12 protein-coding genes are annotated in these 14,873 nt (G+C 39.1%); 1 reads left to right on the plus strand and 11 read right to left on the minus strand.

The features are described from left to right. Positions 1–110 precede the first annotated feature (110 nt). Genes mazG through rlmD form a run of 3 tightly spaced genes read right to left on the minus strand, consistent with a single transcriptional unit; the run spans position 111 to position 4,401 of the window. Positions 111–908 carry a nucleoside triphosphate pyrophosphohydrolase gene (gene mazG / locus GQR38_RS03895; RefSeq protein ID WP_165721036.1) on the minus strand — a complete coding sequence of 266 codons (798 nt, stop codon included), beginning with the start codon at positions 906–908 and terminating at the stop codon, positions 111–113. A gap of 2 nt (positions 909–910) precedes the next feature. After that, entirely contained in the window at positions 911–3,067 is a 2,157-nt protein-coding gene (relA, locus tag GQR38_RS03900; protein ID WP_007583109.1) for a GTP diphosphokinase, read from the minus strand. 8 nt (positions 3,068–3,075) lie between these two features. Continuing rightward, positions 3,076–4,401, minus strand: coding sequence for a 23S rRNA (uracil(1939)-C(5))-methyltransferase RlmD (gene rlmD, locus GQR38_RS03905; RefSeq protein WP_165721037.1), 1,326 nt, complete (start codon positions 4,399–4,401; stop codon positions 3,076–3,078). 109 nt (positions 4,402–4,510) lie between these two features. Here rlmD and barA point away from each other — a divergent pair, with 109 nt between their 5' ends. Next, positions 4,511–7,285: a two-component sensor histidine kinase BarA gene (barA, locus tag GQR38_RS03910; RefSeq protein WP_007583105.1), complete on the plus strand. Its 2,775-nt coding sequence runs from the start codon at positions 4,511–4,513 to the stop codon at positions 7,283–7,285. An 82-nt stretch (positions 7,286–7,367) separates the two neighbouring features. Here barA and pdxJ read toward each other — a convergent pair whose 3' ends face one another. From pdxJ to GQR38_RS03950, 8 genes are all read right to left on the minus strand, one after another. Then, entirely contained in the window at positions 7,368–8,099 is a 732-nt protein-coding gene (gene pdxJ / locus GQR38_RS03915) for a pyridoxine 5'-phosphate synthase (protein WP_007581734.1), read from the minus strand. Positions 8,100–8,121: 22 nt separating this feature from the next. After that, entirely contained in the window at positions 8,122–8,814 is a 693-nt protein-coding gene (gene recO, locus GQR38_RS03920; RefSeq protein WP_007581733.1) for a DNA repair protein RecO, read from the minus strand. 20 nt (positions 8,815–8,834) lie between these two features. Beyond that, positions 8,835–9,767, minus strand: coding sequence for a GTPase Era (era, locus tag GQR38_RS03925; protein ID WP_007581730.1), 933 nt, complete (start codon positions 9,765–9,767; stop codon positions 8,835–8,837). Then, positions 9,757–10,434: a ribonuclease III gene (rnc, locus tag GQR38_RS03930; protein ID WP_007581728.1), complete on the minus strand. Its 678-nt coding sequence runs from the start codon at positions 10,432–10,434 to the stop codon at positions 9,757–9,759. The genes era and rnc overlap by 11 nt, the downstream gene beginning before the upstream one ends. A gap of 2 nt (positions 10,435–10,436) precedes the next feature. After that, positions 10,437–11,372: a signal peptidase I gene (gene lepB / locus GQR38_RS03935; protein ID WP_007581726.1), complete on the minus strand. Its 936-nt coding sequence runs from the start codon at positions 11,370–11,372 to the stop codon at positions 10,437–10,439. A gap of 16 nt (positions 11,373–11,388) precedes the next feature. Then, a complete protein-coding gene (gene lepA, locus GQR38_RS03940) occupies positions 11,389–13,176 on the minus strand; it encodes a translation elongation factor 4 (protein WP_007581724.1) in 1,788 nt (595 codons plus the stop codon). Positions 13,177–13,451: 275 nt separating this feature from the next. Continuing rightward, positions 13,452–13,901: a SoxR reducing system RseC family protein gene (locus tag GQR38_RS03945; RefSeq protein ID WP_154903490.1), complete on the minus strand. Its 450-nt coding sequence runs from the start codon at positions 13,899–13,901 to the stop codon at positions 13,452–13,454. Positions 13,902–13,920: 19 nt separating this feature from the next. Continuing rightward, positions 13,921–14,871 carry a MucB/RseB C-terminal domain-containing protein gene (locus tag GQR38_RS03950; protein ID WP_007581719.1) on the minus strand — a complete coding sequence of 317 codons (951 nt, stop codon included), beginning with the start codon at positions 14,869–14,871 and terminating at the stop codon, positions 13,921–13,923. Between the last annotated feature and the right edge of the window lie 2 nt (positions 14,872–14,873).

A 14,873-nucleotide genomic window follows, 5' to 3' on the forward strand; every position in this document is an offset into this window, starting at 1 on the left:
CTAAGGGTATATCATCAAGACGGGGCGAAATTGTACCAAAACACTGCTTATCAATCCAGCTAAAATTAGCTAATGCGCGCACAAAAAATGTGCACTATTTAACATTAAGCCTATTTTACTTTTTTAATTGCATCCCATGCACTGTCCATTTCTTCAAAGGTGGCTGTATCTAAGCTTTTGCCTTGCGCATACAAATAGGCGTTTACCTTTTCAAAACGCGCTGAAAACTTATCATTAGCGCTACGAAGCAGCTGTTCGGGGTCTCGTTTAACATGGCGTACAACATTAACAGTGGCAAAAAGTAAGTCGCCGAGTTCTTCCGCTGTATGATCAGATAACGGGTCTTGCTCAATCGCTTCTTTTACTTCAAGCACTTCTTCGCTCACTTTATCAAGTGCACCATGATACGTTGGCCAATCGAAACCAAGTGCGGCAACCCGTTGTTGAATTTTTTTGGCTTTACTTAAGCTTGGCATATTGGCAGGAATATCTTGCCAAAAAGAAGGTGATTCTGTTTGCGCTCTAGCACTGCGTTCTTTTGCTTTGATTGCTTGCCACTGTTGCGATAGCTGCTTATCTGTTAGCTCTTTTTTATCGCCAAATACATGCGGGTGACGACGGGTAAGCTTATCGTTTAATTGCTCTACTACATCATCAAAATCAAATAGATTTTGCTCTTGTGCAAGCTGCGCATAAAAAATAATTTGAAATAACAAATCCCCCAATTCACCTTTAAGCTCATCTAAGTTGCCTGACTCAATACAGTCGGCAACTTCGTATGCTTCTTCTAGTGTATGCGGCACAATAGATTTAAAATCTTGTTTGAGATCCCACGGGCAACCGCCCTTGGGATCTCGCAGTGTTTTCATTATGCTAAGAAGTTGTGTAAGCGCTGCATTATCATTCATGATTAATGACCACGCTTGGCATCGTGTACACCTTCAATTTGGTGTAACTTAGAAAGAACACGGTTAGTACCCGATAAGTCATGTACTTCTATTTGCATCGTAAATATAGCTAACTGATTATCTTCAACCGTATTTACGTTCATGTTTAAAACATTTACTTTTTCGTTAGCAAGTACTGAGCTTATATCGCGTATTAGCCCTGAACGATCGGTTGCTTCTATTTTAATACTTAGTGCGTACGAGCCGTTGATATCTTCAGACCAACTTACCGAAATAACACGCTCTGGATGCTGATTTTTTAAGTTATTAAACGAATCACAGTCTTCCTTATGAACACCTATCCCTCGACCTTGCGTTATATAACCTATTATCTCATCGCCAGGGACAGGACGACAGCATTTTGCTACATGGCTCATTAAGCTACCAACGCCATCAACCACTATGCCGTTTTTATCACCCGTTACTTTGCTAGGCGCTTTAATACGAATAACCGGTTCATCTTCTGTCCGATCACTTACAAAGTTAAGCATTTGATTGAGGCGTACATCGCCCGCACCAATTGCAACCATTAAGTCATCAAGTTCTTTAAAATTAAAACGCTTGATGGCAGGCTCTAAATCTTTGTATGTTAAATTAAGCTTTTGTAATTCACTGTCGAGAATTTCTTTCCCCGCACTTAAGTTTTTGTCGCGGTCGAGCTGTTTAAACCAGTGATGAATTTTGGCTCTAGCGCGCGATGACTTAATGTATCCTAATGACGGGTTTAACCAATCACGACTTGGATTTGGTTGTTTTTGGGTCAGTATTTCTACCTGATCCCCAGTTGTAAGTTGATGCGTGAACGGCACTATTTTGCCGAAAATTTTTGCGCCAATACAACGATGCCCTACATTTGAGTGAATGTAGTAAGCAAAATCAAGTGGTGTAGCGCCAAGTGGTAAATCGATAATATCGCCGCTTGGGGTAAATATGTATACGCGGTCTTCTACTACTTGATTTTTAAGCTCTTCTGCTAAATCACCACCATCAACCACTTCTTCTTGCCATTGGAGTAACTTACGCAACCAGCTAATTTTTTGCTCATAACCCGAGCCGCGCCCTGGTAATGCACCTTCTTTGTACATCCAGTGTGCAGCTACACCCAACTCAGCATCTTGATGCATATCGCTGGTACGAATTTGTATTTCTACTGTTTTACCTTCAGGCCCAAATACTACGGTATGGATTGACTGATAGCCGTTTTGTTTTGGGGTTGCTACATAGTCGTCAAACTCTTTATTAAGATGACGCCAATTGGTGTGCACAATACCCAGCGCGCCATAACAATCTTGTAAGCGTTCAACAACGATACGCATTGCACGAATATCAAAAAGCTGATCAAACTCGTAGTTTTTTTGCTGCATTTTTTTATAAATGCTGTAAATGTGCTTGGGGCGGCCATAAACTTGGGCCTCTATGCCCGCTTCACTTAAACGGTTTTTTACTTGCTCAACCATATCTTCCATATAGGCTTCGCGCGTAAGACGTTTGTCGTCAAGTTGTTTGGCTATGCTTTTATAGGTGCCTGGGTGCAAATATCTAAACGATAAATCTTCCAGTTCCCACTTTAATTGCCCTATTCCTAATCTGTTTGCCAATGGTGCAAAAATATCAGCCGTTTCTTTAGCGGCAATGACGCGGTCTTCTTCATCCGCATTTTTTACATTACGTAAATGACATACCTGCTCGGCAAGCTTAATGACCACGGCGCGCACATCTTCAACCATGGTTAATAACATTTTTCGAATATTATCAACTTGCATAGTTCCTTTACCTTGATGCGATAAAGTACTAATAGTGGCCATTTGTGCAACCCCAGTTAACAGCATGGCTATATTACTACCAAGCTGCTCTTCTATGGTTTCTAGTGATATTAAATCGTTTAAAAAATACGGGGTTAAATACGCAGTAGCTAACGATTCGGGGTCGAGATTTAGCTCAGCTAAAATTTCAACCATTTCGATTGCAGTAGTTTGCCTGCTTTCATTATCACATTTTACGCAGAGCGCTTGCGCTTTAGTAAGTAGCTCTGTTTTTTCTTCAGACAAGGCAAGAAATGAAAGCCGAGTGCTAAAATCTGTTGTCTCATCTTGTTGATGTGATTGTCGTGTAGCTACCATAATGCGTTCTACCTCCGTTGAAATAACGCCATAGTTTCAATATGCCCTGTATGAGGGAACATATTCATTAGCCCAATTTTATTAAGATCAAAGCCAGCTTGTGAAATAATTGCGCTGTCACGGGCTAAAGTAACAGGGTCACAAGAGACATATAAAATAGTTTTAAACTGCTTTAAAGATAATTGCTCTAATACAGCCATTGCACCAGTCCTAGATGGATCGAGTACAAGCACATCTAAGTTTTTACTAAACCATGGGGCGCTCTGTATGCTTTGCGTTAAATCAAAGCAATGAAACTGCGCATTGGTAATAGAGTTAGTTTGCGCATTTTGAGCAGCCATTGCAACCGCTGAAGTCACACCTTCTACGCCAATTACAGATTTTGCTTGTTTTGCCAACACTAATGAGAAATTACCAATGCCACAAAATAAATCCAATAAATTTTCATCACCTTTTAAATCAAGCCAATTTGCGGCTTGCTTTAACATAGCTTCGTTAACTTGCGCATTTACCTGAATAAAATTACCTAAACCAAATTCAAATTTTAGATCAAACTCTTTAAGATAATAAAACGGCATGGCTAAGTGTGAATGCTCAATTACATCGCTCTCGCTTTGCCATACAACTTCAAACTGTTGGCTTTTTGTTATGTGCTCAACCAAAGCCTTTGTATCATCGTTAATTGCTTTAGTGTAACGAATAACAACAAAGTTTTTCTCATCACTTTGGCATAACTGTAAATGGCTTATACTGTGCAGCGCTTTGTGTTGATTAATTAAACCATCAAAAAGTGTAAAAACATCTGCAAATACTTCATCAAGTACTGCACATTTATTAATACTGACAATATTTTTTGAACCACTGGCTCTGTAACCCACACGCATTTTTTTTGCTGCTTTATCAAACATAACGGCTATGCGAGCGCTGCGCCTGTAATGCACAGACTTACTTAATAATGGAGCTTGCCAGTTTAAGCTGTTTAATTTAGCAAACTTACTAAATAGCTGAGTAACTGCAGTTTGTTTTTCTACAACTTGTTGGCTTACTTCTAAATGCTGTAATTGGCAGCCACCACACTGATTATAGTGCTCACAAAAAGCGTCTACTCTTGATTCACTCGCTTTAATAACTTTAATTACTTTTGCACTGCTGTATTTAGCTTTATCTTCGACGAGCATTGCTTTAACTGTTTCATTTGGTAATGCACCGCTTACAAAGCATACTTTATTATTATGCTTAGCAATGCCACGCCCTTGATGATCCATTCCCGTTATATTTAATTCTAATGTTTGTTGCTTAAGCGGTTTTTTTTTCGCTTTAAAAATTTGCGCCATTAGGCATTACCTTCAGTTTATTTATGAAGCACCTATATTTAGATGCTTTAGAATGCGTGTTGAACCGTATATACTCAAATCATACTAATAACGATAAAACGCTCCCATTATGACCAAATTAGGCTTACGCGATTCTGTTTTAACACTGACCCTGATCCCAACGGTGATCATAGGATTACTACTTGGTGGCTATTTTACAATAAATCGTTACATTGAGCTTGATGAAATTTTATATCAGCAAGGTACTACTATTTCTGAGCCACTTGCTATTGCGCTTGAGCAACCCATGCTCGAAAAAAACAAACAGCTATTGAATCGCCTTATAAGCTACACACATAACAAGCACTCCCCTACAATTAAGTCGATTGCAATTTTTGATAAAAATAATGCGCTATTAATGACGAGTAATTATCACCGCTCATTTGAAAAGTTAATTAATCAAAAGACGCTCATAAATTTAAAAACGACCCACGTGCAAAAGTCAGATGAGCTTGTTACATTCTTCACGCCCATTATTAACCATACAAGTCACGACTCTAAATGGGATCCATCTGCTTTTCAGTCATCTCTGGGCACCGTTATTATACAGCTAAACAAAGACCAAGCTGTTATAGGGCAGCAACGTGCTTTATTAATTAGCGGTATTGTAATTATTTTATCATTGGTGTTTGCAGCAATTTTAGCTTTAAGGTTAAGCCGCATGTTTATGACGCCGCTTAATAAGTTAGTACTTGCAACCGACAAGTTAGTCGAAGGTAAAAGAAGTACTGGCCTTAACGACAACATGATAGGTGAATTTGAGCTATTGCGAGAAGGCTTAAATACCATTGCTCACACTATGGTGATGCAAAAAGATGAAATGCAAAAAAATATTGACCAAGCAACTAGCGACTACCGTGAAACACTAGAGCAATACGAAACTTCAAATATAGAACTTTCGTTTGCAAAAAAAGAAGCTCAAGATGCTAACCGCGTAAAATCAGACTTTTTAGCTAAAATGAGTCACGAACTTCGTACTCCTCTCAACGGTGTTATTGGATTTACACGCCAGCTTTATAAAACACCACTAAACAAGCATCAAAAAGATTATCTCGATACTATTATGCTATCAGCAAATAGTTTAATGACTATTATTAGCGACATTCTAGATTTCTCCAAACTAGAAGCGGGTGCAATGGAACTTGAGTCGATTCAGTTTCAACTTCGTGATGCTGTAAATGAAGTGATGACGCTACTCGCTCCTAGCGCACACGATAAGCAATTAGAGCTATCCATTTACATTAACCAACAAGTACCAGATGACTTAACGGGCGATCCCACTCGCTTTAAACAAGTGCTGATAAACCTATTAAGTAATGCGATTAAATTTACTGAAAAAGGCTCCATTAAGGTCGACATAAGCCATCGGTTACTCGACGACGAACGCACCTCTTTACTTGTGTCAGTAACAGATACTGGCGTGGGTATACCTATGGATAAGCAAGACTCTTTATTTACTCCATTTGGGCAAGCAGACTCAAGCATTACACGTAAGTTTGGTGGTACAGGTCTTGGCCTCATTATTACTAAGCATATTGTTGAAGCGATGAATGGCCGCATAACATTAAACTCTGCACCAGGTAACGGTACCTGTTTTACATTCAATAGTGTGTTTAGTTTGCCCAATCATGTATTTACTAACGACTTACCGACTAAATCGCTCATTGGTAAACGTATTTTGTATTTAGAGCCACACGAGCATACACATCACGCTGTACTTTCGTTATTGACTCAATGGGAATCAAGCGTAACGGCATGTTTTAACGAGACTAGCTTTTTAGACGCTATAAAAAATACTGAACATAAATATGATGTTTGCTTAATTGGCCATATGGCATCAGTTGATGATATGCAGCAACTAAAAAGCTATGTAAAAGCCGTGCGTGAATCTACTGATTACTTATATTTAATGCTTAATACTGTATCGCACAATATGCGAGAAGCCTTTATAGGCAGCGGTGCTGATGCGTGTTTAAGTAAACCACTTAATCACCGTAAGTTATGTGAAGTACTTGCTGCACCTTACAGGCTTGACCACCCTACTCATAATATTGAACAAAACGATCAAGCTTTGCTGCCGTTAAAAGTATTAGTTGTTGATGATAACGATGCCAACTTAAAACTTCTCCATACTTTATTAAGTGAACAGATTGAAGTAATAGAAACGGCACATAATGGTTCACAAGCATACAGCTTAAGTAAAAGTCATAAATACGACATAATTTTTATGGATATTCAGATGCCAATTATGGACGGTATAACCGCATGCAAGCTTATACAAGAATCATCACTTAATGAAGATACACCAATTATAGCTGTAACGGCACACGCCCTTCAAAGCGAAAAAGAGCAACTACTAAAAGATGGCTTTAAAGGCTATTTAACTAAGCCTATTGATGAAGATATGCTTAAACAAATTATTAGCGATCATAGTCCACAGACCCCGGTTAATCGCGATAAAGCTAAAACAGATACACCACAAAGCCCGGCTCCATTTCAAAGTAGTCGAATTGATTGGGCACAAGCCCTGCAGCGTGCTGGAGGAAAGAGCGAGTTAGCGCTAGAGATGCTTAATATGCTACTTCTAAGCGTCCCTGAAACTCTTACATTGCTTGCTAAAGCGATAGAGAGTAATGATTGTCAGCAAGTCCTAAGTATTGTCCACAAGTTTCATGGCGCATGTTGTTACACTGGTGTACCAAAACTTAAATCACTCGCAGAAACAATTGAAACATCACTTAAAAATAAATGCTTGTTAGAGAATATTGAACCTGAATTATTTGAGTTACAGGACGAGCTTGAAAACTTACTTGCTGATGCAAGCGTAACTGAGCTACAAAGATAAGCTTTGAATTTTAGATACAAAAAAACGCGGCATTAACCGCGTTTTTTTAATTAAGCTTTTTAAATACTTATGTAGATTCGTATTACATTCTTGCTTCAATCATTAATCGTTTCATGTCGCGTACGGCTTTATCGAGCCCATCTATCGCTGCACGAGCAATAATAGCGTGGCCAATATTTAGCTCATAAATCTCAGGCATCGCGGCAATGGGTTTAACGTTATGGTAATGAAGACCATGGCCAGCGTTAACAATCAAACCTAAGCTTGCTGCGTATTTAACACCTTCACGAATATGCTCTAACTCTTTGTGTAAATCAGTATCATTTGTTGCATCAGCATACGCGCCTGTGTGTATTTCTACATAAGGAGCACCACATTCTTTAGCTGCATCTAATTGTGCTTTATCTGCATCAATAAATAGCGATACTTTAATACCCGCGTCGGTAAGCGTTTTTGTTGCGGCTTTAATTTTATCTATATTACCCGCTACATCTAAGCCGCCCTCGGTGGTTAACTCTTCGCGCTTTTCAGGTACTAAACACACGTACTCGGGTTTTACTTCAAGCGCTATCTGTATCATTTCATCGGTAACAGCGGTTTCAAGATTCATGCGAGTTTGGATAGTTTTAGCCATCACATAAACGTCGCGATCTTGAATATGGCGTCTGTCTTCACGTAAGTGAATCGTAATACCGTCTGCGCCTGCATGCTCTGCTACACTGGCTGCATGGGCTGGATCTGGGTAACTTGTTCCACGCGCTTGACGAAGTGTTGCAATATGATCTACGTTTACACCCAAAAGAATATCTTTCATTTTCTTACCTGTAAAATTACGTTTATTGAGAGGCCATAAATAGCTCACGGCTTTTTAATGGTTTACTACCTAATAAGGGTTTTAATAAATAGCGACTTAATTGCTTTGCCATATATAGCACATCACTTTGGCTAAAGTCATGATTTGCTATGGCGTTGAGTTGTTTGCCACTAAATCCAGAACGCGTATCTTCTTGTACTAAAAAACCAAGTTCGGGGAAATAACTATACGTCTGCTTTTCATCTATTGGTTCACCACTGGCATCAAAACTAAAATCCACGCCATAACCGAGTAATTCCAATAATTGAAATTCGTACGAGCGAAGCACTTCTTGTAAATTGGCTCCGCTGTTTAGGTTTCCTAGGTGCGATTTATATAGCTCAAATACTTGTTCAATTGGCTCATTAACAGGAACGATGCGATTAGTTAGCTCATTCAAATAAAAACCACAATAAAGCTCATCACCTTTTAAAAAGTGCGGGTTACCATGCAGTTCAAACTTATTGATATATTTTAAATCGTACTTGCCACTGTAATTAACAAGGAGTGCCTGGAACGGCTGAAGTTGTGCTTTATGTTTAGTGGCCTGGCGACCACTAATTCGGGCTAGCATTCTTAACTGGCCAACGCCTTCTACAAGCATATCTAACATTACTTGGGAGTCACTATAAGGACGCCGATGTAATAAATACGCGGTGTAGAAGTCGCTATCCATTCACTAAGCTACTGCTTGGTTTAGTCTTCACTGTAACCTAAGCTTCTTAGTGCACGTTCATCATCAGCCCAACCCGACTTAACTTTAACCCAAAGCTCTAAAAATACTTTGTTATCAAGCATTTCTTCTATGTCTTTACGAGCTTCACGGCCAATGGTTTTTAGCTTTTCGCCTTTATTACCAATAACCATGCGTTTTTGTGTTTCGCGCTCAACAAGAATTAACCCATTGATGTGCCAAATACCGTTGTCTTGCCATTTAAACTGCTCAATTTCAACAGTCACAGAATACGGTAGTTCTTCACCCATAAAACGCATTAGCTTTTCACGGATAACTTCAGCTGCCATAAAGCGCATCGAACGGTCAGTTACATAATCTTCAGGAAAGTAAAATTCGCAAGGAGGTAAGCGTTTAGTTACTTCTGCTTTGATTAAATCAACGTTTTTACCTTGCGTTGCTGATACTGGCATAATTCCAACAAAATCAAACTTGTCACTTAACCACTTCATATGAGGCAATACAAGATCACGGTCTTTAACTTGGTCAATTTTATTAATAACTAATAATACAGGCTTACCACTTTGCGATACTTTATTAAGTACCATATCGTCATCTGCATTCCAATGAGTGCCTTCAACGACAAAAATAATAAGCTCTACATCGCCGATAGAACTAGACGCTGCTCGATTCATTAGACGGTTAATAGCACGCTTTTCTTCAACGTGTAGACCCGGTGTATCTATGTATACCGCTTGGTGTTTATCTACGGTATGAATACCCATAATACGATGACGTGTAGTTTGTGGTTTACGTGAGGTAATACTCACTTTTTGCTCAATGATTTCATTAAGCAAAGTCGATTTACCTACGTTTGGTCGACCGACAATCGCCACCATTCCACAAAATGTATCTACATCACGTTCATGAGGCTGTATTAAGGTATCAAGGTTCATTTTTAAGTATCTTCAATGCTTTTTCAGCAGCTTTTTGTTCGGCCTTACGGCGCGAGCTACCAACAGAAATTATGCTATCCATTCCATCAACAATACATTCAACCGTGAATGTTTGATTGTGTGCTTGGCCTTGTGTATCAACCACTGTGTAGCCCGGTAACGATAATTTACGGGCTTGTAAATACTCTTGCAGCAGGGTTTTAGGATCTTTCTGGTTAAGCCCTGGTGAAATAGCATCCAAACGTGATTGGTACCACGCCAATATAAGATCGCCACAACTGTCGATACCTGAATCTAGAAATGCAGCGCCTATAATAGCTTCTACTGCATCAGCAAGCGTTGACTCGCGACGAAAACCGCCACTTTTAAGCTCGCCCGGCCCTAAGCGTAAATAATCGCCTAGACCAAATTCAAGACCAAACTCAGCAAGTGTTTGACCACGCACAAGTGTTGAACGCATGCGACTTAAATCGCCTTCACGCGCTTTAGGGAATTTGGCATAAAGTGCATTGGCAATCACAAAGCTTAAAATCGAGTCGCCTAAAAATTCTAGTCGCTCATTATGTTGGCCTTTGTGGCTGCGGTGCGTCATTGCTTGTTCAAGTAAACCTTGATCAGCGAATTCATAGCCAATTTTTTTATATAATTCTGTTACATTTTTTTTCATCGTTACTGAATATTACCTAGGCGTTCAAAGCGAACACCAGTTGGAACCCATCCTGGTAAAATATCATCAGGGCCATTCTCAAATTCAAAACTCATCCATATAAAGACAGCTTTACCCACCAAGTTTTCTTTTGGTACAAAGCCCCAAAAGCGACCATCTTGGCTGTTGTCGCGGTTATCACCCATCATAAAATAATGATCAGCAGGAACAGTCCATTCATCAGAAGGCGTGCCCGGTTGCTGATAGTAACGCCCTTTTCTTTCAGGCGCTTGTGGGTTGATTAATATATCATGCGTAACTGTTGTTAAATTTTCATTCACACGAGCTAGAGGCATTGGGCCTTGTTTAAATTCGTTATCATTAATTAGTTTAAAATCAATTTTATTGAATTCATTACATAAAAGCTCACCCTGTTGGGTTTCGCCTTCTTTACAGTTTGGCTGAATATATAAACGTTTATCACGATAAACAATTTTATCGCCAGGTAAACCAATCGTACGTTTAATATAGTCAACACTTTCATCTAAAGGGTATTTAAAAACAACAATATCACCACGTTCAGGCTCACCGATATCAACTAACTGAGTGCGCCAAACTGGGTCTTTTATTCCATATGAATACTTTTGTACTAAAATAAAGTCACCCACTAACAGTGTAGGCATCATTGAACCAGATGGAATTTGAAACGGTTCAAAAATAAATGATCTAAAAATAGTAATTGCTGCAATCATCGGGAAAATCGACTTTGCTGTTTCTGTTAGTACTGGTTCTGGTGCAATTAATGCCGCAGTTTCTTCATCTAACGGAGCTCCAGCAGACGTTTGCGCTATCGCTAAGCGCTCCTGTCTTTTAGGTGCATACATTAAGTGATCTATTAACCATATTAAGCCTGAGCCTAAGGTTAATAGCACCAATAAAACTGAAAAATAACCAGCCATTTATAATCCTTTGTTTTTATTTACCAACTTTTAAAATAGCTAAAAACGCTTCTTGAGGCACTTCAACATTACCTACTTGCTTCATACGTTTTTTACCATCTTTTTGCTTTTTAAGTAGCTTTTTCTTACGACTCACATCGCCACCGTAACACTTAGCAATTACGTTTTTACGTAACTGTTTTACCGTAGTACGTGCAATAACGTGTTGTCCAATCGCTGCTTGAATCGCAATATCAAACATTTGACGAGGAATAAGCTCTTTTAATGCATCAGCTAATTGACGACCACGAGACTGAGCACCATCGCGGTGAACAATAATCGCAAGTGCGTCAACACGCTCACTATTGATTAAAATATCAACACGCACCATATCTGATGTTTGAAAGTGTTTAAAGTTATAATCAAGCGATGCAAAACCACGGCTTGTTGATTTTAATTTATCAAAAAAGTCCATTACCACTTCAGCCATAGGTAGCTCATACGTAACAGCTACTTGCTTTCCGTGATAGGTCATTTTTGTTTGGCTACCGCGTTTTTCAATACACAAAGTAATAACATTACCTAAGTATTCTTGTGGTACCAAAATATTAGCTTCAACAATCGGCTCACGAATTTCTAAAATATCGTTTACTGCAGGTAAATCAGACGGGTTATCAATCTGGAATGTACCTTCTTTAGTAACTATCTCATAGATTACCGTAGGTGCCGTTGTAATTAAATCAATATCGTATTCACGCTCTAAACGCTCTTGAATGATTTCCATGTGTAGCATACCTAAAAAGCCACAGCGGAAACCAAAACCTAATGCAGTTGAATTCTCTGGTTCAAAGAATAACGACGCATCGTTTAAGCTTAATTTATTAAGCGCATCACGGAATGATTCATACTCATCAGATGCAATTGGGAACATACCTGCATAAACCTGAGGCTTAATTTTTTGAAAACCAGGTAAACGAAGTGGAGCCGCATTTTTTTGATGAGTTATAGTATCGCCTACTGGCGCACCATGTATCTCTTTGATGCCAGCAATAACAAACCCTACTTCACCTGTTCTTAAAATACCGGTGTTAGTTTGCTTAGGTGTAAACACACCCACTTGGTCGGCAGTATGTATATGCTCATTCGACATTATTTTTATTTTGTCGCCAGTGCGTAATTCACCGTGCTTAATACGCACTAATGATACAACGCCTTGGTATGGGTCAAACCAAGAATCGATAATAAGTGCTTGTAGAGGTCCATCTGTATCGCCTACTGGCGGCGGAACATCTCTAACAATCATTTCAAGAACTTCGGCAATACCTACACCCGTTTTAGCGCTACATTGCACTGCATCAAGGGCATCAATACCAATAATTTCTTCAATTTCTTCTGCAACGCGCAAAGGATCCGCTTGCGGTAAATCGATTTTGTTAAGTACTGGAATTACTTCTAATTCCATTTCAATAGCGGTGTAACAGTTAGCTAATGTTTGTGCTTCAACGCCTTGGCCTGCATCGACAACGAGTAGTGCACCTTCACATGCAGCTAAAGAACGCGATACTTCATATGTAAAATCAACGTGTCCTGGAGTATCAATGAAATTAAGTTGATAAGTTTCGCCATCGTTCGCTTTGTAATTCAACGTTACACTTTGCGCTTTAATGGTAATACCACGTTCGCGCTCAATATCCATTGAATCCAAAACTTGTTTTTGCATTTCACGGTCGGTTAAACCGCCACAAACTTGGATCAAACGATCTGAAAGGGTCGATTTACCATGGTCAATATGGGCGATGATCGAAAAATTACGGATATGCTTCATAAACTGGATTCTATACTTCTATTTTAATGGACTAAATATGAATACCTAAGTGACTTGAAAATACTTGCTGTAGGATGCCATAAGCTCAGTTTGTAAATTACAAACATCACGAATGCTTTTTAATATTGATTAAAACCATTTTATTTATTGAATAACAATAAGTTAAATTTATTTAACTTACATAATTCAGCTAGATAAAATAATTTAAAAAACCACTATTCCCTGTATTTCCAAGTTACTTTGGTATAAAACGGCAATTTTACATTTAATTGGCGTCAATCACCATCTATTTGAGTTAAAGGGATACTAATTGGGTGAATTTTTATAACTTTTATATCGTGCTTTAGCGATTTCACGCGAGTTTTAGCTATAAAGAAACCAGTAACACCACCTAAAGCTGCAGCTAAAATTTGCCAACCTTCACAAGACATAAATAATTGCGCTGCAATCAGTGCAAAAACCAGACTTAAAAGCAGTGGTAGCATGTATACCGCAAATGCATGCTTAACGACGTGACTATCATCAAGTGACAAGGTTACCTTTTGTCCTACTTCAACAGAGGATTCAAATTTATAAGGGAAGGTTTTTTTTGCAGTGCCAAACAGCTTACCAAACACTTGTGAGCCGCAACGACCATTGCAGCCTTCACAAGCTTGTTTTTGTTGTGCTTCTAAATGAGCAATGTGGCCATCGAGGGCCACAACAGTGAGGGTTTGTTCAATCATAACAATCCTTACGAATCGTTTATAATGCGCGGGTAACTGACTCAGCAATCGCTTTTGCGGTCATACTCGGTACATTACCAACAACCGATACATCAAAATTACCGCCATTATGCACATATACTGTCGTTGCACCAGAGGTTAGTGCACCACTTAAACGCTTACCCGGTAATGGACGCTGAATAAATACCGAAATTTCAACAAAACCATCAGAGAACAAGTAATAGTCTGTTAATTCGTTATTTAAATCGAGCTTATGTCTGTCTGATTTTAGTAATTCAAAGCCATCCGGTAACCAACTAATTTGCCAGTTAGTAGCTGTACTGTCTTCGTTTATAAGTGCATCGTTTGGTAAAGGCGTTGGAAAGTTTCGATTGAGCACTTCAAGTAACATACCTGCTGGCTGCTCTGTCACACTAATGTGAGTAAGCTGTAACTGCTCTAAGGCCTCACCTTCATGGTTAACGTACGCGGCTTTTAGTAATAACGACGATTCCATATCCAGCCAAATCCAATAATTATATTTATACTCGTCTTTAGATTCTATGCGAACTAGTTGAGCAGCACGCCCTGCAATACGACCTTTCCCGCCTAATACAAAATCATAGTGCGCGCTTAAGCGATCTATATCTTTAAAAAGCACTTCAGGAATTGGACCCGCTATTGAATCTGTTTTTAGGGAGTATGGTTCTGACTGAGGTTCAAAATAAGTAACTTGGTTGTCAATACGGACCATTTCAAGCCCAGCACCGTTAAGTAAACTTAAATGCTCAAGTTCTGTGTCACCTTGTAAAGCATGCACCCATCGGTAGGGTTCCATTGTTTTACCTTTGACAACCACAAACGAAGCGTCAAAATTACGGGTGTGAACGGCATTAGCCATTTTTAGTAATAAATCTTTGGCAGGATTTGTGTCGTTGGCAAATGCATTAAAGCTTACTACCAACGACAGAACAAAAGTGATTACTTTCATTT

Source organism: Pseudoalteromonas sp. c7(2019) (assembly GCF_011378625.1).
Taxonomy (GTDB): domain Bacteria; phylum Pseudomonadota; class Gammaproteobacteria; order Enterobacterales; family Alteromonadaceae; genus Pseudoalteromonas; species Pseudoalteromonas arctica.